This window comes from Aeromonas sp. QDB14 (assembly GCF_027707845.1).
In the GTDB taxonomy this organism is placed as follows: Bacteria; Pseudomonadota; Gammaproteobacteria; order Enterobacterales; family Aeromonadaceae; genus Aeromonas; species Aeromonas caviae.
Genome location: NZ_JAPCJD010000032.1, coordinates 1 through 25,353 on the forward strand (window position 1 = coordinate 1; position 25,353 = coordinate 25,353).

Below are 25,353 nucleotides of genomic sequence, written 5' to 3' on the forward strand. Positions count from 1 at the left end.
ATGGATTTAGGGACTCAGAATACTTTTTTCTGAAAATCAAGGCGGCCTTCCCCGGAAAGCCGCGATGAACCTTTTTTATTGGGGAACGGCGGCGGGATATCGTCGGGAGAGGCGGGAACTGACCTCGCGGCCATGTATCAGCGCGTGATAGGCACCTTAAAGCCGGGAAAAGGGCGCGATCTGTGCTGTTATTGTTCAGTTTTTGTGTGCGTGTAGCGAAAGTCATTTAATTTGTCTAAACAAAAACGAGCACTGTGAGTGCGATTTTTCGCCCTTGCCGGGCGTTCAAAGGCCGCAGTAGGATGCAGTCTGGCGCCGGGATCGCATCTCCCGGCGGCGTTCATCTCATATGGCAGGGCTGCATCCATGACCTTACTCAAACCGCCGGGGCTCAACCCCGGCGACACCATAGGTTTCTTCTCCCCCTCCAGCGCGGCCACCGCCTGGGCGCCGAACCGGTTCGCGCGCGCCAAGGCTTATCTGGCGGCGCAGGGCTTCGAACTCAAGGCGGGCAGCCTGACCGGCGAACAGGATCACTGGCGCTCCGGCTCCATCGCGGCGCGGGCTGACGAGCTCAATGCCCTCATTCGCGATCCGCAAGTGCGAGCAATCATGTCGGTGATTGGTGGCAGCAACTCCAACTCCCTGCTGCCCTACCTCGATTTTGATGCGCTGAAGCGGGATCCCAAGATAGTCATCGGCTACTCCGACGTAACGGCCCTGCTGCTCGGCATTCATGCCCAGACCGGCCTCGTCACCTTCTATGGCCCTGCGCTGGTGGCTTCCTTCGGCGAGCTCTCGCCGCTGGTGGACGAGACCCTGGTCGGCTTCCTGTCCGTTTGCATGGCCGGTGGCGCCAGCCTGCCCCACCGGTTGCCGACTCCGACGCAATGGACCGAGGAGCGGCTCGACTGGGAGCATCAGACCCGGGCCAAGCAGTGCTGGCCAAACCGGCTGATCTCGGTGGGCACTGGCCGGGTGCGGGGTCGGCTCATTGGCGGCAACCTCAATACCCTGGCGGGGATCTGGGGTTCCCCCTATATGCCGTCCATCAAGCGGGGCGACATCCTGCTGCTGGAAGACAGCCTCAAAACCGCCGAAACGGTGGAGCGCTCCTTTGCCCACCTCAAGCTGTGCGGGGTGTTTGAGCGCATCGGTGCCCTGGTGCTCGGCAAACACGAGCTGTTCGACAGTCAGGGCAGCTGCAGGCGGCCCCTCGACATCCTGCTGGAGGTCGTGGGGGAGCCGACCTTCCCCATTTTGGCGGAGTATGACTGTGCCCACACCCACCCCATGCTGACCCTGCCCCTTGGCATCGAGGCCGAACTGGATCTCGATGCCCAGAGCCTCACCCTGTGCGAGTCCTGGCTTGGGGAGTGAGTCACTGCACTGCCTGCCATAGTTGCATCGGCACAGAGACAAAGAGGCCGCCCGGGCGACCTCTTTGTCGTCTGCTAGTTCGCTGCGGATCAGGGCAGGGCATCGGGCCGGAAGGTGTTGCAAGGATCTGTGTCCCTCGTGTCTCAATCGATCAGGGCAATGCATCGGGCCGGAAGCTGGCGCGGATCTGCGGCACCAGGGGTGAGGGGTCGAAGCCTTTCTCCTCCCCAAGCACCGGGTGGAGCAGGGGTTGGTCCCGGATGGGGGTGAGGTCCCCCGCCAGCAGCTGCCTTGTGGCCTGGCCCATCTGGTAGAGCTGGCGCACCGGGTCGAACTGGCGGGCGAGATCCAGCCCGTCCCCGGCCCGGGTGAAGGCCATCATGGGGATCTGGTAGCTGGCATCCCGTGGCGGTTTGGCGCCGTGGATACCCTTGCCCGCCGACATCAGGAAGGGCTGGTGATCCCCGAAGGCCACCACCAGGTAGCGCTTGCCGGAGTTGTCCAGGGTCTTGAGCAGCCGCTCCAGGGAGGCAATGGCATCCACCACCCCGGTGTAGTAGGTGTTGAGCAACTGGGTATCCGCCGGGCTCTGATCCGGGCAGGCGCCGCTGCGCTGCTGGGCCCGGTAGCGATCCCCGTCGAAGGGGCCGTGCCCCTGCATGGTGACCGCGTAGGCGAACAGGGGCTGATCGTCCTGGTTGCTGCGTTTGAGCAGGTGATCGATGAGGGCATCGTCGGAGATGTAGAGCCCCTTGTGCTCGAGGGCGGTGAAGCGGGTATCGAACCAGCGCTCCTCATAGCCGAGGGCCGGGATCGCCTTGGCGCGGCCCCAGAACTTCTCCACATAGGGGTGGGCGAACAGGGTCTGGTAGCCGCTCTGGGCTGCGCTGCGCGCAAGGCCGGGCACCTTGTCCGAGAGGTAGTAGTAGGGCACCACCCCCTGTTTGAGCAGGCCCACCGGCAGGCCGGTGTTCATCTCGAACTCCGCCAGTACCGTCATGCCGCCCGTGGTGGGGGAGTGGATGGTCTTGCGCCATTGGGCCACGCTGGCGGGCAGGCTCAAGGTGGGGGCGGGGGCGCAGAGACGGCCCTGCCAGTCAAGCCAGAGTGACTCGTATTGCAGCACGATCACCAGATCGAAGCGGGGAGCCCTGGGCTGGGCGGGCAGGCTCAGCTCCGGGGTGCGCTCGTTGATCTGCAAGGGGTAGCGAAACACGTTGCCGCTTTGCAGCATCTCGTCCACCAGGTTGAACAGGTAGAGGCCGGGGCCGGCGCGGATGATGTCCCTGTGGTAGTTCACCGCCCTGTCCACGTAGCGGATGTTGGCCCCGAGCAGCTTGTTGCCGGTCTGGGTGGCGAACACGCAGAGGGCGAAGAAGGCGGCGGTGGCGGCGGTGGTGCGCAGCAAGCCCCGCAGGATCCAGCGGGAGAGGGCGAAGCGCCACACCAGAAAAAGGAGCCCCAGCACGACGAGCACCGGCACCACAGGGTGCTGATCGAGCAGGATGTGCAGCAGGGCCAGCAGGTTGCCCAGATCGTCCCCCCCCAGCGGCACCCCGTAGATGGCGATCTTCATGAAGTTGGCGAGCAGCCCGATGCCCGAGAGGGCGGTGAAGAGCAGCCCCATATAGAGGCTGAAGCCTGCGAGGGCACAGAGGCTCCAGCCCAGCACCATGCTGCCCCAGGCGAGGTAGTAGTGCTCTGGCCGAAAGCCCGACCAGAACAGGAATTCCCCCAGCTTGAACACCACGAAGCCGTGCAGCAGCACGAAGGTGAGGTTGCCAAGCAGCAGGCTGCCTGCCACCCGGGCGCGGTAGCTTCGGCGCAGCCGCGGCAGCAGGGCCTTGAGCACGGCGGCGCTCACCAGCAGCACCAGCAGCAGGCTGGTCATCAGGTAGAGGAGGTTGAAACCGCGCTCCGGCAGGGTCTGGAGGATCTGGCTGTATTCGGCGCTCTCCGGCCTGTCTGCCAGCAGCAGCCCGATGCGCAGCTGGTAGCGGCTGTCCAGGGCGTCGTCGGGGGCGCGCAGGGCGCTGTTGAGGCTCAGGGTGCAGCGCTCCTTGCGGCACTTCTGGCGCTTGTCCACCGCCTGGCTCAGCTGATCGATGCGCACCCCTTTGTCGTTGAGCAGCTCCACCCGCACCTTGTCCCCCTCCTGCAGGGGTTTGAGCAGTTGCCACTGGCTGCGCACCACCAGATAGAAGCCCCGGTTGTCACTTTTGTAGAGCAGGCTGTAGCGATTGAGGGTAGCGATGGGCTGATCCGCCGGGCCCAGAATGAGGGGGGCGGCACGCCCGAGCCAGCTGACGGGGTTGAGCAGCGGCAGGGCGAGGGTCAGCAGCAGCAGGGCGGTCAGCAGACCCAGCAACAGCCCGGCCAGGGGCTGGGAGGCGGGGCGGTGGCCGGTGACGGGGGCATTCATAAGGGCTCATCCTTGGAGCGGTCATGGCAGCGACGACTGCCTCTATTTTGACCCGATGGTGCGTGGCTTGTTCCTTGATGTCAATTTAATGACAACAAGATGAATATTCCGTGATGAGCACTGTGAAGCAATTTGTGATCCCGATCCGCCAGGGGCACTCATTCTGTGATGAAAGCGTCATCATGAGCCTTTGCTGCTGGTCTGGGAGGGGGGCGCTGTTTAGTCTCTCAGTAACGATTGGAGGTACATGTATGAATCCCAAAGTTGCGGCGCGTCAGGCCAGATTGCTCCAGATGCTGGAGAGCAAAGAAGAGATCCGGATCGGGCGGGAGCGGGACTGCCCCCTGCCGCTGCCCCAGCTCGTCCGGCTGACCGAGGATCACCCGGACGTCGTCAAGGTCTACGGTCACGGGCTCACCGCCGAGGTGTTCCATCTCAAGGTGGAGGGGCACCACTGGTGCCTGAAACGCTGCCGCCAGGACTCTCTGGTGGCCAATGTGGACGGCAAGACCGCCTTTCTCACCGAGCTGGAGCGCCGCCGGGAGATAGAGAGCCTGCGGGAGCTGCACCCCACCATCCTCTCCAACGTGGTCTGCACCAGTTTCGGCTCCGCCCGGGCCGGGGTGCTGGTCTCCCCCTGGCTGCGGGGGGAGCCGGTGCGCACGCTCTGCGAGCGCAACCTGGCGCAGATGCTGGCGGTGGAGGCGGAGCTGGCCCGCTGGGGCTGGTTTGACTGGGATCCGAGCCCGGGCAACCTGCTGGATGACGGCCAGCATATCTCGGTGTTCGATTTTGGCTACATGTGGCCCTTCGATCCCCTGCACGAGTTCAATTCCAACGGCCTCACCGATCCCGATTTCCATGTGCCTGAGCGGCTGGAAACCCGCACCCTCTCCGGGCTCTGGCTGGACGAGGCGGATCCCTTGCCGCTGTTTCGCCGCTGGCGCGAGCTCTGCCTCGCCTGGGCCAGGGGAGAGCTGCAATACCTGTCGCGGGAGGGGGCGAGCGCCCCCGTGCTGGCGCGGATGCAGGGACTGGTGGGGGAGTGGAGTGCGGCGCTGGCAAGCAACGAGGCGCTGGCGGCCAACTGGTGGCGAGACATGTACCGCAGCCATCGGCTCGACATCCTGGACGACCTCAGCGGCAAGAGCTGCGGCCCGCTCACCCTGCGCCGCCTCGACTGGCTGGAGCAGGCGGTACGGGAGCACTTCCCGGCCCTGGTGGACAATCTGGCTCCTGACGAAGCGGGGCTCGGTCAGGCCGGGTTGCTGCAACGGCTGGGAGGGCTGCGCGAGCAGATCCGGGCCAATCTGCTGCCCACCCGGGCTACCCTGGTCACCAGCTGATGGTGGAAGAAGAGTGACAAGAGGGGCGCCGCGGCGCCCCTCTTTGCTGAGTGGGGAAGGCCGCCCCGGATGTGATGGGGCGGAGGAGGCTTGTGGTGTGCCAGCGCCGGGGCGACTCAGTCGAGCAGTTCCCGGTGCAGGCAGTTGACGATGTGGCCCGCCTCGTCCTCTTTGACCAGGAAGCAGAGGTTGTGGGCGCTGGCGCCGTAGCAGATCATCCGGATGTTGTGCTCGCGGATGGCGTCGAACACCTGGCTGCCCACCCCGGCCGCCTCGCTCATGCGGTTGCCGATGAGCGCCACCAGAGCGAAGCCGGTCTCCACTTCCACCTTGCACAGCTGGCCGAGCTCCGCCAGCACCTTGTCGTTCAGGATGGGTTCGCCGTTGCTCTGGCTGCCGGTGTGATCCAGGGTCAGGGAGACGCTCACCTCGGAGGTGGTGATGAGATCCACCGAGATGCGGTGACGGGCCAGGATGCCGAACACCTCGGCCAGGAAGCCGTAGGCGTGGAACATGTTGAGGCTGTGCAGGGTCACCAGCACCTGCTGGCGGCGCAGGGCCACGGCCCGGAACAGCGGGTTGCTGCGGGTGGTGGCGCGGATCCAGGTGCCACCGGCGGCGGGATCCTTGGCGGAGCCCACGAACACCGGGATGTCCTGGCGCAGCGCGGGTTGCAGGGTGGCCGGGTGCAGCACCTTGGCGCCGAAGGTGGCCATCTCCGCCGCCTCCACGAAGCTGATTTCGGGGATGGGGCGGGCGCGGGTAACCAGGCGAGGATCCGTGGTGTAGATGCCGGGCACGTCGGTCCAGATCTCGATGCTGCCTGCGTCCAGTGCCTCGGCCAGGAGGGCCGCGCTGTAGTCGGAGCCGCCACGGCCGAGGGTGGTGGTGCGACCATCGCCGTCGGCACCGATGAAGCCCTGGGTGATGACCAGGCTGTCACCCAGCAACGGGCCCACCGCCTGCTGGCAGAGGGCGCGGGTCGCCGCGAGATCCACGGTGGCCTTGCCAAAGCGGCTGTCGGTGCGCAGCAGTTGGCGCGCATCCTGCCACTGGGCCTTGACCCCGCGCTGGTGCAGGAGTTCGGTGAAGAGACGGGTGGACATCAGCTCGCCGCAGGCGATGAGGCGATCGGCGAGTTCGGCGTCGGTGTGCTGACTGGCCTGGCGGGCCATGGTGCGAATGTCGCCGAGCTGGGCATGGATGAGGGCGCTCACGTCGCTCGGGTTGCCAAGGGCGGCCAGAATGGCCAGCTGGATGTCGGCAAGCCTGGCAAGCTGGGCATCCTGTCCGGCTTCGTCCAGTTCACCCTGAGCCAGGCTCACCAGCAGGTTGGTGACGCCGGCGCTGGCGCTCAGCACCACCACCCGGGTCGCCGGATTGGCCAGCACCACGTCGGCGCAGTGGTTCATGGCCGCGGCATTGGCGACGCTGGTTCCGCCAAACTTGGCGACATTGATCGGGTTCATTGCATACTCCTGTCTCAAGGTGAAAATCCGGTTTCATCGGGCAAATAGAGAGGAGGAGGCAAAAAATGGCAGGAAAACGCGAGGATCCCGGCCAGAAGCACTCCACCTGCAGAGCCCATCCCGTACCCGCCCCAAGGTGGGGCGCGGTGTGGGATGACCACTACCGATGACAACCCGGGGGATTCAGCCCCCGCAGCCGACGTGGCGGTGTCCAGTCACTCGCCTCGTCTCGGCGCAGCTCCCCCTGACCCAAGTTCACCGGACACTGGTGTCCTCCCCTGGGCTGCCTGGGCAGCGCTCCTCTTCTGGTGCCACCTGTGACAGGTGGCGTGCATGTACAAATACCTTGGTCTGGATTGCACTGTCAATCGAGTTCGTAAAAAAGAACAAAATTGACGGTAACTAGGCACAAGATCAATCAGTTACGAAATGGTCTTGGACAAAACCTTGGAGCGACGCTGCCAGTTGTAGAAGCGCTGGCGCTCCACCGGCAGATCTTCGACTTCCAGGGGATCGAAGCCCCGCTCCCGGAACCAGTGGATGGAGCGGGTGGTGAGCACGAACAGGCGACGGATGCCGAGCCGCCTGGCCCGCTCGGCCACCTTGGCGATCAGGGTGTCTCCTCGGTTGGAGTTGCGATACTCCGGGTGGATGGCGACGCAGGCCATCTCGGCCATGGCTTCTTCCATGAAGCAATAGAGCGCGGCGCAGCCGATGATGAGGCCGTCCCGCTCGATGATGGTGAACTTGTCTATCTCCATCTCCAGCTGCTCCCGGGAGCGGCGCACCAGGATCCCTTCCTCCTCCAGCGGACGGATGAGATCCAGGATGCCGCCGATGTCCTCAATGGTGGCGGCCCGGGCCCGCTCGGCGCTTTCGCGCACGATCTGGGTACCCAGCCCCTCGCGGCTGAACAGCTCCTGCAGCATGGCGCCGTCGTCCTGATAGCTCACCAGGTGGGAGCGGGGCACGCCACCCCGGCAGGAGGCGATGGCCGCGCGCAGGTAGCGGGCGGTGCCTGACATCTCTTCCCCCGCCTGCTCCAGCGCCACCAGCAGCTCTTCGGCCTGTTCGGGGAAGAGCTCGGAGATAGCCTCTCCGTGCCTGTCCATGACCCCCTGGGTGCTGCTGAAGCAGATGAGCTTGTCGGCTTTGAGATCCACCGCCACCCGGCGGGCTACCTCTTCCGAGCTCAGGTTGAAGCTCTCGCCGGTGACCGAGCAGCCGATGGGGGAGATGAGCACCAGGCCGTGCTGATCCAGCTGGCGGGTGATCCCCTCCACATCGATGCGACGCACCCGGCCGCTGTGGCAGAAGTCGATGCCGTCATCCACACCCAGAGGCTGGGCGGTGACGAAGTTGCCGCTCACCACGCTGATGCGGGCCCCCTGCATGGGGGTGTTGGCGAGGCCCATGGAGAGCTGGGCGGTGATGTCGTATTGCAGACCACCGCACACCTGCTTGATGATGGCGAAACTGGCATCGTCGGTGACCCGGATCCGCTTGTGATACTGGGCCTGGATGCCGGCACGGGCCAGGGCCTCGTCATTTTGCGGACGCGAACCAAACACCAGAACCAGGCGGATCCCCAAGGTCTGCAGCAGGGCGATGTCGCTGACGATGTTGGCGAAATTGGGGTGACAAATGGCTTCCCCGCCGATCATCAGGACGAAGGTGGCACCCCGGTGCACATTGACATAGGGGGTGGATTGCCGAAAGGCATGGACCAGGCTGGGTTCGCGTTCACGCACGTGTTTCATTCCATAAAAAAGCAGCAATTCGCCCAATATATGAAAATAAATTCACAAATCAAGACTAAATATCGACTTGGTGTTTTTTTGTCGCCATTTTGACCAGTGCGGGCGGGGAGGGGAAGACGCAGGCGAGGGCGGGAGGGGCGCCCCGGGGGCCGCTCCCTTGTTGATCCGGGCTAATAACCTGATATCTTCGGTGTTCCTTTTCGTCAGCCGCATTGCGCGGGGTTTTATACAAGGACAGGGCATATGGAGCAGATTATTTCACCGGCAGAGGCGCTGCCGGGACGGCGGGAAGCGCTGGAGATTGGCCTGGTGCATGCAGTAAACGGCCACCCGACCCAGGGGCCCTGGCCCGAGGGGATGGAGCTTGCCTGGTTCGGCATGGGCTGTTTCTGGGGTGTGGAGCGTCTGTTCTGGCAGCAGCCCGGGGTCTATTCCACCGCCGCCGGGTATCAGGGGGGGCTGACCCCCAATCCCACCTACAAGGAGGTGTGCAGCGGCCTGACCGGCCACGCCGAGACGGTGCAGGTGGTGTTCGATCCCAAGGTCATCAGCTATGGGGATCTCGTCAAGCTGTTCTGGGAACACCATGATCCGGCCCAGGGGATGCGCCAGGGTGGCGACATCGGCACCCAGTATCGCTCCGTCATCTTCGTCGGGGACGACACCCAGGAGGCGATTGCCCAGCAGAGCCTGGCCGCCTACCAGCAGGCCATGACGGCGAGCGGTGACGGGCGCACCATCACCACCCGCATCCTGCCGCTGGCCCCCTTCTACTATGCCGAGGATTATCACCAGCAATATCTGGAGAAGAATCCCGAGGGGTATTGCGGCCTGGGGGGCATTGGCGTCTGCCTGCCTCCCAGCCTGAATCGCTGAGGCGTCATTGCATACCACGGGGGCCATCAGGCCCCCGTGTTATTGTGATGAAAAATAATTGAAAAAAATGCGTCAGGTGGGGAACTAAACTGAACCCTGGCTGACCAACAGGGTAGCGACCACGGACGGTTGCCAAGACCAGACACATTTTTTTGCCCCGAAATTCATTACTCTGACAAGCGCGATGAATTGACAATGCTAGCAAGCAGGGCTGCCCGATGAGGCGGCCCTTTTCATTGGGCGTCCCGCCTCACTCCTCGCCTCATTGCATCTCGTTCCCTTGCCGTCACGGCAGGGGCGGGGTCAGCCGATGGTGCTGTCGAACAGGTTTTTGATGAGGTCGATGAACTCGATGAGGAAGGCTTGCTGGGCTTCGCTGGGGGCGGACAACCAGACGGCGGAGAGCACCTCTTCCAGGTCGGCGACCACGGCATCGGCCTCCTGCATGATCAGGAAGCGCACCTTGGGGTCGAGCTGGGGGTTCTGCTCGCAGATGGCCATCAGGTTGTCGGCCACCCGGCTGCTCACCAGATCCTCGATGGTCTGGACGCCGCCGCCTTGTTGCTGGCTCTCGAACAGACCCAGACTCTCTACCAGATACTCGATCAGCGCAATGTAACCGTCGCTCTCTACCACCATGATGGCTGCCCTTTCTTCATTGCCTTGGGGAAATGGTGCGTATTTTAGTGGCTGAACCCGTCATGGCAAGCGGCAGTGGAGCCGATGGCGGATAAATTGGACACCGCCGCGCTCCACCGTCTCCAATCCGGTCAGCAGGAAGCCGTGACGCAGGAAGAGGGCGAGGCTGAAGGCGCTCGCCTCCGTGGTGAGGCTGCCAAGCCCCATCTGGCTGGCGGCTGCCAGCACCCGCTCCAGCAGCAGGGTGCCGAGCCCCTGGCGCGGATGATCCGCGCTCACGTAGAGCAGGCTGAGATGACCGTCATCGCTCAGGTTGGCAAAGCCAAGGGGCACATCGTCTTGCTCGATGACCCAGCCATGGTGCTCGCGCAACTGGCTGGCAAGCCCCGGGTGATGGGCGCCCCTGGCCCACTGCTCCACCTGCTCCGGGCTGTAGTGTGCAGGCCCCAGGCGGCGTACCGACTGCTCGAACAGATCCAAAAGTCTTGGAATGTGCGCCTCCTCGAGGGGGGCGATGCGAGGAGAAGAAGGAGACGGCATGGGTCAATCCTTCCTGATGGTCGCGCGGGGAGCCTGGGGCCGCTTCGCCCTGGGCAGACCCGCCACCACCCGCTCATAGGAGTGGACTATCCAGCCCTGCCAAAGATCGTCAGACAGGCCTTCGCTCAGGGTCACCGTGTTCCAGTGCTGCTTGTTCATGTGCCAGCCCGGTTTCACCTCGGGGTGGATCTCCCGCAGCAGCAGGGCGAGCTCGGGTTCGCACTTCAGGTTGATGGAGAGGGGCTCCGCCTGCCAGTCCACCAGGGCAAACATCTTGCCGGCGATGCGGTAGACCAGGATCTCCGGGCCGAAGGGGGTGTCCTCGGTGGCGCCGGGCTGGCTGAGCAAAAATTCACGCAATTGAACGAGGGTCATGGGGACTCCAGGCTGGTCCGATCATGGTGGAAGCATGTTCACCGGGGTGAGCCTTCTGTTAATATGCGCGCCGAGTATACCCCCCATCACCCCGGGAGCCCATGAGATGTTGTACCACAAGACCTTTGAACTGGGTCCCGATCGGGATTGGGTGGTGTTCGTGCACGGTGCGGGCGGCAGCTCCTCCATCTGGTTCAAGCAGTTGCGGGCCTACCGGGAGCACTTCAACGTGCTGCTGCTGGACCTTCGCGGTCACGGCCAGTCCAACCAGCTGCAGCAGGTGGTAAAGGGGCACTACAGCTTTCGGGAGGTGACCGAGGACATCCTGCGCCTGCTGGATCATCTGCGCATCCCCCACGCCCATTTTGTCGGCATCTCCCTTGGCACCATCCTCATTCGCCACCTGGCGGAGCTTCGCCCCGAGCGGGTCAAGAGCATGGTGCTCGGCGGTGCCATCCTGCGTCTCGACATCCGCTCCCGGGTGCTGGTGCAGCTTGGCCGCCTCGGCCAGCACTTCCTGCCCTACATGTGGCTCTACCGCCTGTTCGCCTTCATCATCATGCCGCGCCAGCACCATCAGGAGTCCCGCAACCTCTTCGTGCGCGAGGCCAGAAAGCTGTGCCAGAAGGAGTTCAAGCGCTGGTTCCGTCTCGCCACCGAGGTGAACCCCCTGATGCGCTACTTTCGCGAGCGGGCCCTGCCCATTCCCACCCTCTACGTGATGGGGGAGGAGGATCACATGTTCCTCGCCCCGGTGCGCGAGCAGGTAGCCCGCGACCCTTACAGTTGCCTCGAAATCATCGAAAAGTGCGGCCACGTCTGCAACGTGGAGCAGCCGGATCACTTCAACCGCCAGTCCCTGGCGTTTCTCTCCCGTCAGGCGGCGTCATCCGCCCTTTGAGGCCCGGCAAGGGTCTCAGATGAAGTAGTGGCCAATCTCCAGATAGCGCTGGCGGATGTGCTCGATGAGCAGCCTTATCTTGCGCGGCGGTTGGCGGGTGAAGGGGTAGACGGCGTAGATGCCGAGCTTCTTGCCCACCTGATCGGGGAAGAGATCCACCAGCTCGCCGTTCATCAGATCGTGATAGACCAGACAGCGCGGCACATAGACGATGCCGCGCCCCCCCAGCGCCGCCTTGCGCAGGGCCCCGGCGTTGTCGGTTGAAAAGCTCCCCGACACCGACACCAGATAGTTGCCCTCTTCCCCCTTGAAGGCCCACTCCGAGGCCCCCGTGCTCTGGTAGGCGTAGCGCAGGCAGTTGTGGGTGAGCAAATCTGACGGCTCCCGCGGCGCCCCGAAGCGGCGCACATAGGCGGGGGCGGCGCAGATGACCCACTGGGAGTCGAGAATGTGGCGGGCAATCAGGCTCGAGTCATCCAGATAACCGGTGCGAATGACCAGATCGAACCCCTCTTCCACCAGGTTGACGAAGCGGTTGTCGAGCGACATCTCCACCGTGAGCCCCGGGTGCTGCTGGCAAAAATCGGCCACCGCATCGGCGAGCAAGAGCTCGCCGGAGATGGTGGGCACCGACATCCGCACATGACCGCTCACCTTTTCACCAAATCCCGCCACCGCGTCGAAGGCATCCAGTGCGGCGGCCTTCACATTTTTGGCACCCTGATAGAGCGCCTTGCCCGCCTCGCTCAGGGTGAGCCGGCGGGTGGTGCGATAGAGGAGCTGGACCCCGAGCTCCTCCTCAAGACGCCCGATCCGCTTGCTAACCACTGAATTTGTCAGGGAATTTTGTTCAGCCACCTTGCTGAAGGAGCCTGCCTCCACCACCTGGGCGAAGAGGATGAGGTCGTCGGTACTGGCCATATTGATCAACTTTTGGAACGAATGTTGTTCATTATTTCCATATATCGCGAAAAAGGAACAGGGTAAGGTCACGTCCGCTTAACAAAACAACAACAAGGTGCGCCTCTGCACCCCTCTGGACAAGGACGCAATGATGACAGACACCCTGCTGGCCCTAGTGGCCTTCTCGCCGATCCTGGTGGCCGCCGTGCTGCTGGTCGGCCTCAACTGGCCCGCCAAGCGCGCCATGCCCGTCGCCTTTCTGTTGACCGTGTTCATTGCCCTGTGGGGCTGGCAGATGAGCCCGACCCGGGTCTTCGCCTCCACCCTGCAGGGGCTGGTGATCACGGTGACCGTGCTCTGGATCGTGTTCGGCGACATCCTGATGCTCAATACCCTCAAACACACCGGTGCCATCACCGCCATTCGCGGCGGTTTTACCAACATCTCGCCGGACAGGCGCATCCAGGCCATCATCATCGCCTGGTGCTTCGGCGCCTTTATCGAAGGGGCCTCGGGCTTTGGCACTCCGGCCGCCATCGCCGCGCCGCTGCTGGTGGCCATCGGCTTTCCGGCGCTCGCCGCCGTGCTGCTCGGCATGATGATCCAGTCCACCCCGGTGTCGTTTGGCGCGGTGGGCACCCCCATCCTGGTGGGCATCAACAAGGGGCTGGATAACCAGGCCATCGGCCAGACCCTGAGCGCCGGTGGCAGCAGCTGGGACATCTACCTGCAACAGGTGACCACCAACGTGGCCCTCATTCACGCCACCGTCGGCACCCTGATGCCGGTACTGATGGTGATGATGCTGACCCGCTTCTTTGGCCGCAACCGCAGTTGGACCGAGGGGCTCTCCATCCTGCCCTTCGCGATATTCGCCGGGCTCGCCTTCACCGTCCCCTATGCCCTCACCGGCATGCTGCTCGGCCCCGAGTTCCCGTCCCTCATCGGCGGTCTGGTGGGGCTGGCCCTGGTGGTGACGGCGGCGCGAGCCGGTTTTCTGGTGCCCAAGAACTCCTGGGATTTCGCCCCCGAGAACGAGTGGCCCGCCGAGTGGCTGGGCTCCTTGAAGCTCGATCTCAAAGAGGCCGCCGGTCGCCCCATGTCGCTCATGCTGGCCTGGCTCCCCTATGTGGCGCTGGCGCTCCTGCTGGTGGCGAGCCGGGTGAGCCCGGAGTTCAAGGCCAGCCTCCTGTCGGTGAGCCTCGCCTTCACGGATCTGCTGGGTGAGAAGGGGGTCAGCGCGTCCATTGAGCCGCTCTACCTGCCGGGGGGCCTGCTGGTGCTTTGCGCCCTGCTCGCCACCTGGCTGCAATCGCGCTCCCTCGCCCCCTTCGGGCGGGCGCTGGGGGAGTCCAGCCGCACCCTGATCGGCGCCGGCTTCGTGCTGATTTTTACCGTGCCCATGGTCCGCATCTTCATCAACTCCGGCGTCAACGGGGCGGATCTCGCCAGCATGCCGGTGACCACCGCCAACTTTGCCGCCGGTCTGGTGGGGGAGTTCTTCCCGGCGCTCAGCGCCACCATCGGTGCGCTGGGGGCCTTTATCGCCGGATCCAACACGGTATCGAACATGATGTTCAGCCAGTTCCAGTTCGAGGTGGCCCAGACCCTGGGGGTCTCCACCGCCGCCATGCTGGCCCTGCAGGCAGTCGGCGCCGCTGCGGGCAACATGATCGCCATTCACAACGTGGTGGCGGCCTCGGCCACCGTGGGGCTGCTCGGCCGTGAGGGGGCGACGCTGCGCAAGACGGCGCTGCCGACCCTCTACTACCTGCTGGTCACCGGCCTTATCGGGCTGGCGCTCATGTACAGCTTCCACATCTCGGACGCACTGCTGCAGCTCAAGTAAGGAGAGCAAGTGATGAAGGTAATGCGGGTCTACCCGGCCAAGCCGGCCGATGTCTATCTCTACGCCACCTGTCTGGTGGACCTGTTCGACCCGGTGGCGGGGCTCGATGCCATCGCCCTGATCGAGCGGGAAGGGATAAGGGTGCACTTTGTCGAGAAACAGACCTGTTGCGGGCAGCCGGCCTACACCTCGGGTCACGAGGAGGAGGCGCGCAAGGTGGCGCAAAGCCAGATGGCGCTCTTCCCCGAGCCCTGGCCGGTGGTGGTGCTGTCGGGCTCCTGCGGCGGCATGATGCACCACCACTACCGCCGCCTCTTCCCCGAGAGCCCCGAGGTGGCCGATTTTTGCGATCGGGTGTTCGAGCTCACCGAGTTTCTGGCCCGGATCTGCCGGGTGCGCTGGCACGGGGTGGGGGAGGCGAGCATCGTCATGCACACCTCCTGCTCGGCCCGGCGCGAGATGCAGGTACACACCACGGCCCGCAGCCTGCTGGGGCAGCTCGATGGCGTCACCTTGCATGAACAGGCCTACGAGAGCGAGTGCTGCGGCTTTGGCGGCACCTTCTCGGTGCGTCACCCCCACATCAGCCAGGCCATGGTGGAGGACAAGACCCGCCACCTGCTGGCCACCGGCGCCGACACCCTGGTGAGCGCCGATTGGGGGTGCCTCTTGAACATCAAGGGATCCCTGGCCTATCAGGGCAGGATCTTGCCTGCCACCCATCTGGCGAGCTTCCTGCTCGCCCACAGCCGCCCCGACAGTGACGAAATAGCTCATAACGGCGCCGCTGTTAGCGATTTGGCTCATACCAAAGAGGCCCAGCCCCATGTCTGATCACGCCAAGTATTCGCCGCGACGCTTCCATCCCCAGGCCGAGGCGGCCCTGGCCGACCCCGTGCTGCGCCAGAATTTTCGCGGTGCCATGGATTACCTGCGCGCCAAGCGCCGGGATGCCTTCGCCGATCCGCAGGAAGAAGCGGCGGTGCGCGATGCGGCGGAGCAAATTCGCCAGCGCTGTCTCTCGCGCCTGCCGGACCTGCTGGAGCAGCTCGAAGCCAACTGTGAGCGCAACGGCATCCGGGTGCACTGGGCCCAGACGCCGGCCGAGGCCAACGCCATCATCCTTCGCATCGCCCAGCAACACGGGGTGAGCAGCATCGTCAAGGGCAAGTCCATGGTGAGCGAGGAGGTGGGCTTCAACCACGAGATGGCGCGCCACGGCATCCGCTGCCTTGAGAGCGACATGGGGGAGTTTATCGTCCAGCTCGACGGTGACACCCCGTCCCACATCATCATGCCCGCCATCCACAAGAACAAGCAGGAGGTGAGCGATACCTTCGCCGGCAATCTGGCAGATTTCACCCCTACCACCGACGTGGACGAGCTGATCCAGACCGGACGGCGGGCCTTGCGCGAAGAGTTTCGCCGCGCCGGCATGGGGCTGTCGGGGGTCAACTTCGCGGTGGCGGAGACTGGCAGCCTGTGTCTGGTGGAGAACGAGGGCAACGGGCGCATGTGCACGACTGTGCCGAAAGTCCACGTGGCCATCACCGGCATCGAGAAGGTGGTGGAGTTCTTATCCGACGTGCCGCCCCTTTACAGCGCCCTGACCCGCTCGGCCACCGGACAGGCCATCACGACTTACTTCAACGTCATCAGCGGCCCGCGCCGGGCAGGGGAGCTGGACGGCCCGGACGAGGTGCACCTGGTGCTGCTCGACAACGGCCGCAGCCAGGCTTATCGGGACGAAGAGCTGCGCAAGACCCTGCAGTGCATCCGCTGCGGCGCCTGCATGAACCACTGCCCGGTCTACACCCGCATCGGCGGCCACGCCTACGGCACCATCTACCCGGGCCCCATCGGCAAAATCATCTCCCCCCACCTGCTGGGGCTGGAGAGCACGAGCGATCTGGTGACGGCCTCCAGCCTGTGCGGCGCCTGCGGCGAGGTGTGCCCGGTGCGCATCCCCATTCCCGATATGTTGCAGCGCCTGCGCCGGGAGGCCAAGCACGACGCACAGCCTGGCCACGAACCGTTGGCGGGGCAGGGGGCGGCCAAAAGCCGGCTCGAGACCCTTGCCATGCAGGGCTTTGCTTTTGCCGCCACCCACCCGCGCCTCTATCACGCCGCGACCGGGGTGGCCGGTCGCCTGCGGGGCTTGATGCCCAAACACTTGGGTCCCTGGACCCAGTGCCGCGAGGCCCCCAAACCCGCCCCCCAGAGCCTGCACGCCCTGCTGCGCCAGAAGAAGAAGGAGTCCTGAGATGTCGAGCAAAGAGGCTATCTTGAACCGCCTGCGCGGCGCCGCCACCCCCATTGCCCACGCACCGCACGCCTGGCAGCCCTGGCGCGGGGTAGATGACAACGCACGGCGCGAGCGCTTTGTTGCCGGGATCAGCGCGAGCCACGCCGAGATCCTCACCGTCAAGGAGGAAACACTGGCCCGGGAGCTGACCGCTTGGCTGGATGAAGAGGGCGTGACGAGTCTGGTCTGTGGCCAGGGCGGCCGCTGGCAAGTCGAAATCGCGGCCGCTTGCGCCGGGCGATCTGTGTTGACCCCCTCTGGCGAGTTCGCAAGCTGGAAGGACGATTTGTTCGATGCCTGTCAGGCGGGCATCACCCACTGCGCGGGGGCCATCGCCGATACCGGGACGCTCGTGTTGCTGCCCGATGGCGGCGAGCCGCGCACCTTGTCCCTGGTGCCACCCTGCCATATCGCCCTGCTGGCGGCCTCCACCATCGCCGACAACCTGGCGGGGCTGGTAGAGGCCGGGCGCTGGCAGCAGGCCATGCCCACCAATCTGTTGCTGGTCTCCGGCCCCTCCAAGACCGCCGACATCCAGCAGACCCTGGCCTACGGCGCCCACGGCCCGAGCCGCCTCTTGGTCGTGCTGGTGGAGGATTGCTGATGCGCTGGAATGAATTTGACGCCGCCATGCTTGAGCGCATCCCGCCGGAGCGGCTGGTGAGCGACCCGGACTTGCGCCTCGCCCACGGCACGGACGCCAGCTTCTACCGGCTGGTGCCCGAGCGCATCGTGCGCCTCGACTCCCTCGATGAAGTGCGCTTTGTGCTGGCGGTGTGCCGCAAATTGCACCTGCCGTGCACCTTTCGCGCCGCCGGCACCAGCCTCTCGGGCCAGGCCCTGAGTGATTCGGTGCTCATCACCCTGACCGACAGCTGGCGCGGCCACCGCATTCTGGACGAGGGGGCGCGCATCGCCCTGCAACCCGGGGTGATCGGCGCCGATGCCAACCGCTATCTGGCGCCTCTGGGGCGCAAGATTGGGCCGGACCCCGCCTCCATCAACGCCTGCAAGCTCGGCGGCATCGCCGCCAACAACGCGAGCGGCATGTGCTGCGGCACCGCCCACAACAGCTATCACACATTGCACGCCATGACCTTGCTGCTGGCCGATGGCACCGTGCTGGAGAGCGGCGACCCTCACAGTCGCGCCGCCTTTGCGGCCAAGCGCCCGGAGTTGCTGGACGGGCTCGCCGCCCTGCGTGCCGAAGTGCTGGCGAATGCCGAGCTTGCCGCCAAGATCCGCCACAAGTACCGGCTCAAGAACACCACCGGCTACGCCATCAACGCCCTGCTCGATCATGAGGATCCCGTCGATATCCTCACCCACCTGATGATCGGCTCGGAGGGAACCCTCGGCTTTATCGCCGAGGTGGTGCTCGATACCGTGCCCGAATACCCCCACAAGGCCTCGGCCCTGCTGGTGTTCCGGGACGCCGAGCAGGCGTGTCTGGCCACCTCGCGCCTGAAAAGTGCGCCGGTGGCGGCGGTGGAGCTGATGGATGGGCGATCCCTTCGCTCGGTGGCGGGCAAGCCCGGTCTGCCGGACTTTATCAAGACGCTGGATCTGGCTGCCTGCGCCTTGCTTGTGGAGGTGCATGGGGAATCGAAAGAGGCGCTGGTGGATCGCTGCGAGCAGGTGATGGGCATGGCGGCCGAGTTCGCTCAGGTCGCCTCTGTGCCTTTTACCAGCGACAGCGCCGGGCTCTGGGCCATTCGCAAGGGGCTCTTCCCGGCGGTGGGGGCGGTGCGCACCACCGGCACCACCGTCATCATCGAGGATGTCGCCTTTCCCATCGAGCGCTTGGCCGAAGGGGTGGCGGGGCTGCAAGCCCTGTTCGATCGCTTCGAATACGGTGAAGCCATCATCTTCGGCCACGCGCTGGAGGGGAACCTGCACTTCGTCTTTACCCAGGGGTTCGACGATCCGGCCCAGGTGCTCCGCTACGGCGCCTTTATGGACGCGGTGGCGGAGCTCGTCGCGGTGCGCTTTGGCGGGTCTCTCAAGGCCGAGCACGGCACCGGCCGCAACATGGCCCCCTATGTGGAGCTGGAATGGGGGCCGGAGGGGATGGCGCTGATGCGCCGCATCAAGGCGCTGCTGGACCCGGACGGCCTGCTCAATCCCGGCGTCATCATCAACGATGACCCCAAGGCCCACCTGGCCCATCTCAAGCCCATGCCGGCGAGCGATGCCATCGTGGATCCGTGCATCGAGTGCGGCTTTTGCGAGGCGGTCTGCCCCTCGCGCACCCTGTCGCTCTCGCCGCGCCAGCGCATCGTGCTCTATCGGGAGTTGTCGCGCCGTGGTCGCAGCGGTGAAGTTGCAGGGGATCTTGCCCGGCTGTTTGACTATCAGGGCATCGACACCTGCGCCGCCACCGGGCTGTGCGCCGATCGCTGCCCGGTGGGCATCAACACCGGAGCGCTCATCAAGAAGCTGCGCTCTGACAAGTACCAGCGCTTCGTGCCCATCGCCCGCTGGAGCGCCGATCATTTCGCCGGCGTTACCCGCACGGCCCGTGGGGCCCTCGGCTTCAAAGCCATTGCCGGGAAGGTGCTGGGAGACAAGGCGCTGGCAGGATTGGTGAACGGGGTTCGCCATCTGAGCGGCCAGCGCACACCCGCCTGGTTGCCCACACTGCCGGGGCCGAGCCGCTACCTGTGGCCGCAAGGGGAGGGGAGCCATGGCGGATCCAGCGAGGACATTGGAGAGGATCGCGCCGTGGTCTATCTGCCGTCCTGCGCCAGCCGGGTGTTCGGCCAGCAGGAGGAAGCCCCGTCACTGCCGGACGTGGTGCAATCACTCCTCAATAAAGCGGGTTGCCGGGTCATAGTGCCGCAAGGTATCGAGGGGCTCTGCTGCGGCATGCCCTATGACAGCAAGGGGATGGTCGAGGTGGCTGCCGCCAAGCGCAGTGAGCTGGCCGAGGCATTGTGGCAGGCAAGCGAGCAGGGCCGCTGGCCCGTGCTGCTCGATACCAGCCCCTGCGTGCAGCGACTGCTCTCGGGGGCACTCGGCAAGGGCCTTCGGGTGTTTGAGCCCTCTGCCTTTGTGCTGGAACACCTGCTGCCCCACCTTGAGCTGACCCCCATCGATGAGACAGTGATGCTCCATATCACCTGCAGCAGCCGGCGCATGGGGCTCGGCGATAAGATGCTGGCGGTGGCCCGCGCCTGTGCCCGCGAGGTGATAATCCCTGAGCATATCCAGTGCTGCGGCTTTGCCGGCGACAAGGGGCTGATGACGCCTGAGCTCAACGCCGCGGCGCTTGCCAGCCTGCCCGTTCAGGTCCCCAGGGATTGCCGCCAGGGATTCAGCAACAGCCGCACCTGCGAAATGGGGCTTAGCCAGCATGCTGGCATTCCCTATCACAGCATCCTCTATCTGGTGGATCAGGCGGCGAGATAGGAAAACAACAACGGCAGGACAAAAAAATCCTGCCGTTGTTGGAGACGTTAAACGCCTGGGGCGTTACTCCAAGGAGTTGCTGCGCGTCATAGTCAGAACCTGCATAGAGAAAACGGATTATCCCATCCCTGCCTAATTGTGTGCGTCAAGCCCCTGCCGGTGAGCAGTTACCGCGGGTGCTGGTGCAGCTGGGCCGATTCGGCCAGCATATCCTGCCCTAGTATGTGGCTCTATCGGCTGTGTGCCTTCATCATCATGCCGCGCCAGCACCATCAGGAATCGCGCAACCTCTTTGTGCGCGAGGCCCGTAAGCTCTGCCAGAAAGAGTTCAAACGCTGGTTCCGCCTCGCCACTGAGGTTAACCCGCTGATGCGCTACTTCCGTGAACGTCCCAGCCCATTCCCACCCTTTATGTGATGGGGGAGGAAAATCATATGTTCCTCGCCCCGGTTCGCGAGCAGGTGGCACGCGACCCCTACAGCCGGTTGGCCATCATCGAGAAATGCGGCCATGTCTGCAACGTGGAGCAGCCGGAACACTTTAACAGGCAGTCGTTGGCGTTTATATCCAGCCAAACGGTCGAGTAATAAACCATTAGCTATATTCTTTCAAATTCAAGTGCATATTTAGATTTAGACTTTACAGCTTGAAACCATTTAACATGACTCCATTCGCAACCCGAGGTGATATTCTTTAAGGTTGCCTTGTCCCGCTCTGTAGTTCTTAGCCCAAATGCTATTCAGTTAACTGCTTGCGGGGAGAATTCAACAGCCTTAGAGCTTACGAATACAAGCCTGCGTTCTCGCTCGTAGCTCCAGCTAGTATATTTAGTGCCTAGTACTGAATAAAGTATATCACCTGCGATATTTTGGATGTTATTCATTCCAGGCTGATGTTCAAAATGATGAAAACGTTCAATAATCTCTTTAAATGGGTAGTTATCTTGATAAGTGACATCTATAGGATAGATCATAGAGCCTTCTGGTCTAATTAATTGCTCCTTGAAGCCAATACATACACCTTTATGTTCATCTGCATAATGGGCCCACATCAATTGATTTTTACGAGCCTTACTAAATGAGCAGATTCCAGTTTCTGATAACTGTTTTTTTATAACGTCATGATAGTATTCTCTTTCTTCTTTCGGAAATGGATAGCGATCCCATACAGCATCCAGAACTTCTGAGAATGAAGATTCGCCTTCAAATGGATCGTTCAACGAAGCTGGTGTGGCGAACCACAGTTCACGATTTAGGAGCAGTTCCAAACAGCTTTTATCGAGTTTTCGATATTTAAATAAAATTCTCGGATGTAACATTTCATCTCTTTGAATATAACAATGTGTTAATGGAGGATGAGCAAAGCCACAGGTGATCCTTGGGGTTTTGGGCAGTAGGGGAAGGGCCGTCTGGGTAAGGTATCAAGTACGAGAAATTCTGTTGAGAAAAAAACCATCTAAAGCATGGAATCTGAATGATTTTTTGAAGGCGATCTGATTTCAAGGCGGTCAATATCCCGTCATTTCCAGATAGCCGACGCCTTTGGCGTCCCCCGAGACTAAGACCGCCCCTTCCCAGTAGTCAAAACGCCCCGTCATGGCCTGATTGGGCTGGCGCGCCTGGATGGTGAGCTTGATATCGGCGGCTTCCAGCTGCCACTCGATGGGGTAGGCTTGCCCCTTGGGGCCGCGCCAGGTCTTGCCGGGAGTGAGGCGGATGTGATCTGGGCTCAGCACCCGGCTGCTGCCGTCCCGTTCAATCAGGATGCCGTAGCGGTTCTCGGGCTTGTTTTCGGAATGGGCGCGGCCCGATTTGGTGCGCAGGCGAAACAGCATCAGCTCGCGGCCATCTTCAAATTGCAGCGAAAACCAGTCCCAGCCCGATTGCCACTCGGCCAATACCGAGCTGCTCCACTCGTGATCAAACCAGCCCTCACCGCTGACGTTGCGGGTCTCCCCATCCAGGGTCAGGGTGCCGCTGATGGTCAGGCGCGGGTAGGAGTAGTAGAAGGAGGCGTTGCCCGGGCTCTTCTCGCTGTAGCCCTGTTTGCCTTGCAGCACCGCCGGCTTGGCGGCACTCACCTTCACATCAAGATCCCCCGCCTTGCTCTGCACCTTGAGGGTGGCGGGAAAGAGCGCTTCTCCTTGAGAGGCCAAGACCCACTCTTTCAGCCAATACTCACCGCCGCTGGCACCGGCGAGCCCTGGCCCCTGGCGGCTGGTGCGCTCGTCCTGCTGGTGGCTGCCTTTGCTCACATCCGTGATGGCGAACTGGGCCAACCAGAGCTGGGGGGTGAGCCAGGGGTTGTCGGATGTTATCTCCTGCTCGATGCCTTGGCGAAACAGGGTCCACTGCATGCCGTAGCCGCGCCCTTGCTCGTCTTTGAGGTTGCCGGTGAGATACCACCATTCGGAGCGGTAGTCGGGGTGGGCACCGTGATCTGCGGGCAGGAGGATGGATTGACCCGGCAGAGCCTTTTTGAAGTGATCGCTACCGCCACCCAGGATGGTCCCCAGATCGCTGGCCTGCGCGTGACCGCTTATGGCAACAAGCGTGATCAAGAGGGCTGCAAGCCAAGAGGACAAGATTCCCCTCACCCCGGCCCTCTCCCGAAGGGAGAGGGGATGGTTCGCGGCAGCTCTGTGCGCTTCTCTGCGCTGAATCAGGGACGGTGATAGAGATCTGGTCAATGGGAACGTCAAGCCATGGCTGAGCCAGTGCGCCAACCGATATGTCATACCACTCTCCTTGCGGCGTACCAGGAGGCCAGCGCCCCGCACACCGGTGCCAGCAGGAGCGCCGTGACGGCGTGCAGGGGGGCGGTCTCGAAGGCCAGCCGCCAGCCAAAGGCGCGGGGGTTGACCACCTCAATCAGCACCCAGGCAAGGCCATAGCCCACCGGCAATGCCAGGATCGCCGTGAGCAGCCCGAGGCCTGCCCCTTGCCACACCAGCAGCCGGCGGCAGTGGCGGGGGCTCAGGCCTAAGCTCTGCAGGGTCTGCAACTCGCCGCGCCGAGCCAGCCCCAGCACCATAAAGGCCGAGCCGATGCCGACGAAAGCGATCCCCAGGATCAGCAACTTCAATAGCTCGGTCACCACGAAGGTCTGATCGAACACCCTGAGGGCGGCGGCGTGGATGGCGGGGGCGGGCAACAGGTTCACCTGCTCGCCAAACTGGCTCCTGAGCCTGTCGCCAAGGTGCTCGGGATCCGGGCTGAAGAGGGCCAGGGATTGCACCTTGCCCCCTTCGAAGGCGTGCAATATCTGCCCCTTGTCGCTGCCGTAATCCTGATAAACGCCGGTGACGGTGAAAGCCCTCGGTCCCCCCTCGCTGGTTACCTCGAGGCGCTGGCCCACCTTGACCCCGAGGCGCACCGTCAGCGGTTCGCTCGCCAGCACCTCGTCGGGGGTGGCAGGCCAGCGTCCGGCCAGCAGCGGATAGGCGGCTTTGAGCTCGGGAATAAAGTCCATCTGCGCCCACTCGATGGGCTGCCCCTGCCAGCGGACGGGGAGCACGGCGCGGCGGGAGGCGGCGCGCACGTCCGGCGAGGCGAGGATGGTGTTGAGGGTCTGCTCGCCGAGGGCGCCCCTGCTGCCTGCCACCCCCTTGGGGGCGGTGACGTAGAGATCGGCGGCCAGGCGCTGGCCGAGCCAGATCTCCACGCTCGAGCGAAAGCTCGACACCATGACCCCGATGCCGATGGCTGCGGCGATGGCCAGTTGCAGCGCCATCACCGCGATGGCGGTGCGATCCAGGTGATAGAGGGTTTCGGCTACCCCGAGCCGGGCGGTGAGGGGGCCGCGTGCACGCAGCCGCCCCAGCAAGGAGCGAAGGGCATCGGGCAGCAGGAGGGCCATGGCGAGCAGCCAGCCCCCGGCCACGAAGAGGGCGCCGCCAAGGCCGGTGGCGGGCTGCCACAGACACAGGGCGCACAGCAGCAGAATGGCGATGGCGAGCCCCCGGCGTTGCCAGGGGTGAGCCGGTGGGCGACTGTTGCCCTCTCGCAGCGCAAGGGGGGATTGGCGCAGCAGTTGCCACCAGCCGGGCAGGTTGGCGGCAAGCATCCCCAGAAGGCCGATCACCAGCGCCTTGCCAAGGCTCGTCGGGGAGAGGCGCAGCAGGTCGATGGGGTTGGGGCCATAAAGGTCGGCCAGCGCCTGGGTGAGCTGCCCCATCAGGACGAGGGCCAGCAGGCTCCCCAGCAACAGCCCGAGCAGAGTGCCGAGGGTGGCGAGGATCAGGAGCTCCAGAGTCAGCCAGCGCAGCACCCGGCGCGGCGGCATCCCGAGGATGATGAGCTGGGCGAGCAGGGGGCGGCGCACGCTCTGCACGAAGCGCTGGGCGTTGAACACCAAAAACAATCCCACCGCCATGGCGAGCAGGGAGAGGGCGGTGAGGTTCAGGGCCAGCGCATCCCCGAGCTGGCTGGCATCGAGGGCCGGGCTGATGGGCTCAAGCCAGAGGGGCTGATGGGGGGCATAGGATTGCAGGGCCGCCTGCAAGGCTCTTTGCAAGGTATTGGCCTGCGCATCGCTGAGTTTGAAGACGATGCGATCGAGCCGTCCTTCCTTGCCAAGCAGCGGCTGGGCGAGGCCGATGTCGGTCACCAGCAGCCGCTCCATGGGGACGGCGCCGGGCTCGAAGGTGCCCGCCAGGGTCAGGGTCAGGGGGCGTTGCCCCTCATCCCCCAGCACAAAGGTTCGCGACTGGCCCGGTTGCCAGTCAAGGCGCCTCGCCTCGGGGGCGGCCAGCCAGACGCTGTCGGCGCGATTCAACGAGACATCGGGTTGGCTGTCTGGCGCATCGCCAAAGAGGCGGCGCAGGGGGCCGGGGTTGAAGAGATCCATCCCCAGCAACTGGAAGCTGCGCCCCTGCTCGTCCTTGAGCCAGGCGTGAAGCTCTGGCATGGCGTCAAGGTTCGGCTGGCTTCGCACCAGCCTCACGTAGACTTGCTCATCCAGGCCACCCTGGGGGGCCAGGCGGTAGTTGGCCTCCCCGGCGAGCTGGCTGCGGGCGGCGACGAAGTTGGTGCGGGCGCTGTGGTTCAAGAGCTCGATGGCCACCACCAGGGTGACCCCGAGGGTGAGCCCGGCCAGGCTCATCAAGAGCAGCCAGGGGTGAGAGCGATAAAGGCGCAGCAGTGCCTTGAGGGGCAACATCAGCAGGCCCCCCGGCA

The 25,353-nt window shown here is 63.9% G+C and carries 19 protein-coding genes, 1 pseudogene and 1 riboswitch; of the genes and pseudogenes, 10 read left to right on the forward strand and 10 right to left on the reverse strand.

Annotated features, from left to right (window positions below; all coding sequences use genetic code 11):
* Positions 1 to 366 precede the first annotated feature (366 nt).
* Positions 367 to 1,380 carry a S66 family peptidase gene (locus PG887_RS12045; protein WP_202040961.1) on the forward strand — a complete coding sequence of 338 codons (1,014 nt, stop codon included), beginning with the start codon at positions 367 to 369 and terminating at the stop codon, positions 1,378 to 1,380.
* A gap of 151 nt (positions 1,381 to 1,531) precedes the next feature.
* Here PG887_RS12045 and PG887_RS12050 read toward each other — a convergent pair whose 3' ends face one another.
* Positions 1,532 to 3,802, reverse strand: a complete 2,271-nt coding sequence (locus PG887_RS12050; RefSeq protein ID WP_270821780.1) for an LTA synthase family protein — start codon at positions 3,800 to 3,802, stop codon at positions 1,532 to 1,534.
* Between the two features lie 251 nt (positions 3,803 to 4,053).
* Here PG887_RS12050 and PG887_RS12055 point away from each other — a divergent pair, with 251 nt between their 5' ends.
* A complete protein-coding gene (locus tag PG887_RS12055; protein WP_203762238.1) occupies positions 4,054 to 5,148 on the forward strand; it encodes a hypothetical protein in 1,095 nt (364 codons plus the stop codon).
* 116 nt (positions 5,149 to 5,264) lie between these two features.
* Here the strand turns inward: PG887_RS12055 and lysC are convergent, their stop codons facing one another.
* Both lysC and argA read right to left on the reverse strand, forming a co-directional pair.
* On the reverse strand, positions 5,265 to 6,617 hold the full coding sequence (lysC, locus tag PG887_RS12060) for a lysine-sensitive aspartokinase 3 (protein ID WP_010674363.1): 1,353 nt from the start codon (positions 6,615 to 6,617) through the stop codon (positions 5,265 to 5,267).
* An 87-nt stretch (positions 6,618 to 6,704) separates the two neighbouring features.
* Positions 6,705 to 6,930, reverse strand: a riboswitch (Lysine riboswitch).
* 109 nt (positions 6,931 to 7,039) lie between these two features.
* The gene (gene argA / locus PG887_RS12065) at positions 7,040 to 8,368 is read right to left on the reverse strand and encodes an amino-acid N-acetyltransferase (protein WP_010674364.1); all 1,329 of its coding nucleotides are present in this window, start codon (positions 8,366 to 8,368) and stop codon (positions 7,040 to 7,042) included.
* A gap of 252 nt (positions 8,369 to 8,620) precedes the next feature.
* Between argA and msrA the strand changes: the two genes are divergently transcribed.
* Positions 8,621 to 9,253 carry a peptide-methionine (S)-S-oxide reductase MsrA gene (msrA, locus tag PG887_RS12070; RefSeq protein WP_104455739.1) on the forward strand — a complete coding sequence of 211 codons (633 nt, stop codon included), beginning with the start codon at positions 8,621 to 8,623 and terminating at the stop codon, positions 9,251 to 9,253.
* 303 nt (positions 9,254 to 9,556) lie between these two features.
* On the opposite strand, the gene PG887_RS12075 is transcribed toward msrA, so the two are convergent.
* Genes PG887_RS12075 through PG887_RS12085 form a run of 3 tightly spaced genes read right to left on the reverse strand, consistent with a single transcriptional unit; the run spans position 9,557 to position 10,807 of the window.
* Positions 9,557 to 9,892: a DUF3802 family protein gene (locus PG887_RS12075; RefSeq protein WP_201968844.1), complete on the reverse strand. Its 336-nt coding sequence runs from the start codon at positions 9,890 to 9,892 to the stop codon at positions 9,557 to 9,559.
* A 60-nt stretch (positions 9,893 to 9,952) separates the two neighbouring features.
* Positions 9,953 to 10,432, reverse strand: a complete 480-nt coding sequence (locus PG887_RS12080) for a GNAT family N-acetyltransferase (protein WP_270821783.1) — start codon at positions 10,430 to 10,432, stop codon at positions 9,953 to 9,955.
* 3 nt (positions 10,433 to 10,435) lie between these two features.
* Positions 10,436 to 10,807 (reverse strand): MmcQ/YjbR family DNA-binding protein, encoded by a 372-nt coding sequence (locus PG887_RS12085; protein ID WP_270821786.1) that lies wholly within the window; start codon positions 10,805 to 10,807, stop codon positions 10,436 to 10,438.
* 106 nt (positions 10,808 to 10,913) lie between these two features.
* Between PG887_RS12085 and PG887_RS12090 the strand changes: the two genes are divergently transcribed.
* A complete protein-coding gene (locus tag PG887_RS12090) occupies positions 10,914 to 11,708 on the forward strand; it encodes an alpha/beta fold hydrolase (protein ID WP_270821787.1) in 795 nt (264 codons plus the stop codon).
* Between the two features lie 15 nt (positions 11,709 to 11,723).
* Here the strand turns inward: PG887_RS12090 and PG887_RS12095 are convergent, their stop codons facing one another.
* Positions 11,724 to 12,701 carry a LysR family transcriptional regulator gene (locus PG887_RS12095; RefSeq protein ID WP_080767962.1) on the reverse strand — a complete coding sequence of 326 codons (978 nt, stop codon included), beginning with the start codon at positions 12,699 to 12,701 and terminating at the stop codon, positions 11,724 to 11,726.
* A 61-nt stretch (positions 12,702 to 12,762) separates the two neighbouring features.
* Between PG887_RS12095 and PG887_RS12100 the strand changes: the two genes are divergently transcribed.
* The 6 genes and pseudogenes from PG887_RS12100 to PG887_RS12125 all read left to right on the forward strand — a co-directional run.
* The gene (locus tag PG887_RS12100) at positions 12,763 to 14,460 is read left to right on the forward strand and encodes an L-lactate permease (RefSeq protein WP_270821789.1); all 1,698 of its coding nucleotides are present in this window, start codon (positions 12,763 to 12,765) and stop codon (positions 14,458 to 14,460) included.
* A 12-nt stretch (positions 14,461 to 14,472) separates the two neighbouring features.
* The gene (locus PG887_RS12105) at positions 14,473 to 15,294 is read left to right on the forward strand and encodes a (Fe-S)-binding protein (protein WP_010674372.1); all 822 of its coding nucleotides are present in this window, start codon (positions 14,473 to 14,475) and stop codon (positions 15,292 to 15,294) included.
* On the forward strand, positions 15,287 to 16,723 hold the full coding sequence (locus PG887_RS12110; RefSeq protein ID WP_223930096.1) for a LutB/LldF family L-lactate oxidation iron-sulfur protein: 1,437 nt from the start codon (positions 15,287 to 15,289) through the stop codon (positions 16,721 to 16,723). Before PG887_RS12105 ends, PG887_RS12110 begins: the two co-directional genes overlap by 8 nt.
* A 1-nt stretch (position 16,724) precedes the next feature.
* Positions 16,725 to 17,369, forward strand: coding sequence for a LutC/YkgG family protein (locus PG887_RS12115; RefSeq protein WP_270821790.1), 645 nt, complete (start codon positions 16,725 to 16,727; stop codon positions 17,367 to 17,369).
* Positions 17,369 to 20,176: an FAD-binding and (Fe-S)-binding domain-containing protein gene (locus PG887_RS12120; RefSeq protein ID WP_041212866.1), complete on the forward strand. Its 2,808-nt coding sequence runs from the start codon at positions 17,369 to 17,371 to the stop codon at positions 20,174 to 20,176. The genes PG887_RS12115 and PG887_RS12120 overlap by 1 nt, the downstream gene beginning before the upstream one ends.
* A gap of 173 nt (positions 20,177 to 20,349) precedes the next feature.
* A pseudogene (locus tag PG887_RS12125) lies at positions 20,350 to 20,763 on the forward strand (alpha/beta fold hydrolase); the annotation flags it as partial.
* Between the two features lie 152 nt (positions 20,764 to 20,915).
* Here the strand turns inward: PG887_RS12125 and PG887_RS12130 are convergent.
* The 3 genes from PG887_RS12130 to PG887_RS12140 all read right to left on the reverse strand — a co-directional run bounded on the left by PG887_RS12130 (position 20,916) and on the right by PG887_RS12140 (position 25,336).
* Positions 20,916 to 21,494: a DUF2971 domain-containing protein gene (locus PG887_RS12130; RefSeq protein ID WP_270821791.1), complete on the reverse strand. Its 579-nt coding sequence runs from the start codon at positions 21,492 to 21,494 to the stop codon at positions 20,916 to 20,918.
* A gap of 189 nt (positions 21,495 to 21,683) precedes the next feature.
* Entirely contained in the window at positions 21,684 to 22,736 is a 1,053-nt protein-coding gene (locus PG887_RS12135; RefSeq protein ID WP_270821793.1) for a lipocalin-like domain-containing protein, read from the reverse strand.
* A 173-nt stretch (positions 22,737 to 22,909) separates the two neighbouring features.
* Complete coding sequence (locus PG887_RS12140; RefSeq protein ID WP_270821795.1) at positions 22,910 to 25,336, reverse strand: FtsX-like permease family protein; 2,427 nt, start codon at positions 25,334 to 25,336, stop codon at positions 22,910 to 22,912.
* Positions 25,337 to 25,353: the final 17 nt, after the last annotated feature.

Coding starts and splice junctions, on each gene's coding strand:
- PG887_RS12045 (WP_202040961.1), top strand. CDS start 367: ATGACCTTACTCAAACCGCCGGGGCTCAACCCCGGCGACACCATAGGT.
- PG887_RS12050 (WP_270821780.1), bottom strand. CDS start 3,802: ATGAATGCCCCCGTCACCGGCCACCGCCCCGCCTCCCAGCCCCTGGCC.
- PG887_RS12055 (WP_203762238.1), top strand. CDS start 4,054: ATGAATCCCAAAGTTGCGGCGCGTCAGGCCAGATTGCTCCAGATGCTG.
- lysC (WP_010674363.1), bottom strand. CDS start 6,617: ATGAACCCGATCAATGTCGCCAAGTTTGGCGGAACCAGCGTCGCCAAT.
- msrA (WP_104455739.1), top strand. CDS start 8,621: ATGGAGCAGATTATTTCACCGGCAGAGGCGCTGCCGGGACGGCGGGAA.
- PG887_RS12075 (WP_201968844.1), bottom strand. CDS start 9,892: ATGGTGGTAGAGAGCGACGGTTACATTGCGCTGATCGAGTATCTGGTA.
- PG887_RS12080 (WP_270821783.1), bottom strand. CDS start 10,432: ATGCCGTCTCCTTCTTCTCCTCGCATCGCCCCCCTCGAGGAGGCGCAC.
- PG887_RS12085 (WP_270821786.1), bottom strand. CDS start 10,807: ATGACCCTCGTTCAATTGCGTGAATTTTTGCTCAGCCAGCCCGGCGCC.
- PG887_RS12090 (WP_270821787.1), top strand. CDS start 10,914: ATGTTGTACCACAAGACCTTTGAACTGGGTCCCGATCGGGATTGGGTG.
- PG887_RS12100 (WP_270821789.1), top strand. CDS start 12,763: ATGACAGACACCCTGCTGGCCCTAGTGGCCTTCTCGCCGATCCTGGTG.
- PG887_RS12105 (WP_010674372.1), top strand. CDS start 14,473: ATGAAGGTAATGCGGGTCTACCCGGCCAAGCCGGCCGATGTCTATCTC.
- PG887_RS12110 (WP_223930096.1), top strand. CDS start 15,287: ATGTCTGATCACGCCAAGTATTCGCCGCGACGCTTCCATCCCCAGGCC.
- PG887_RS12115 (WP_270821790.1), top strand. CDS start 16,725: ATGTCGAGCAAAGAGGCTATCTTGAACCGCCTGCGCGGCGCCGCCACC.
- PG887_RS12120 (WP_041212866.1), top strand. CDS start 17,369: ATGCGCTGGAATGAATTTGACGCCGCCATGCTTGAGCGCATCCCGCCG.
- PG887_RS12130 (WP_270821791.1), bottom strand. CDS start 21,494: ATGTTACATCCGAGAATTTTATTTAAATATCGAAAACTCGATAAAAGC.
- PG887_RS12140 (WP_270821795.1), bottom strand. CDS start 25,336: ATGTTGCCCCTCAAGGCACTGCTGCGCCTTTATCGCTCTCACCCCTGG.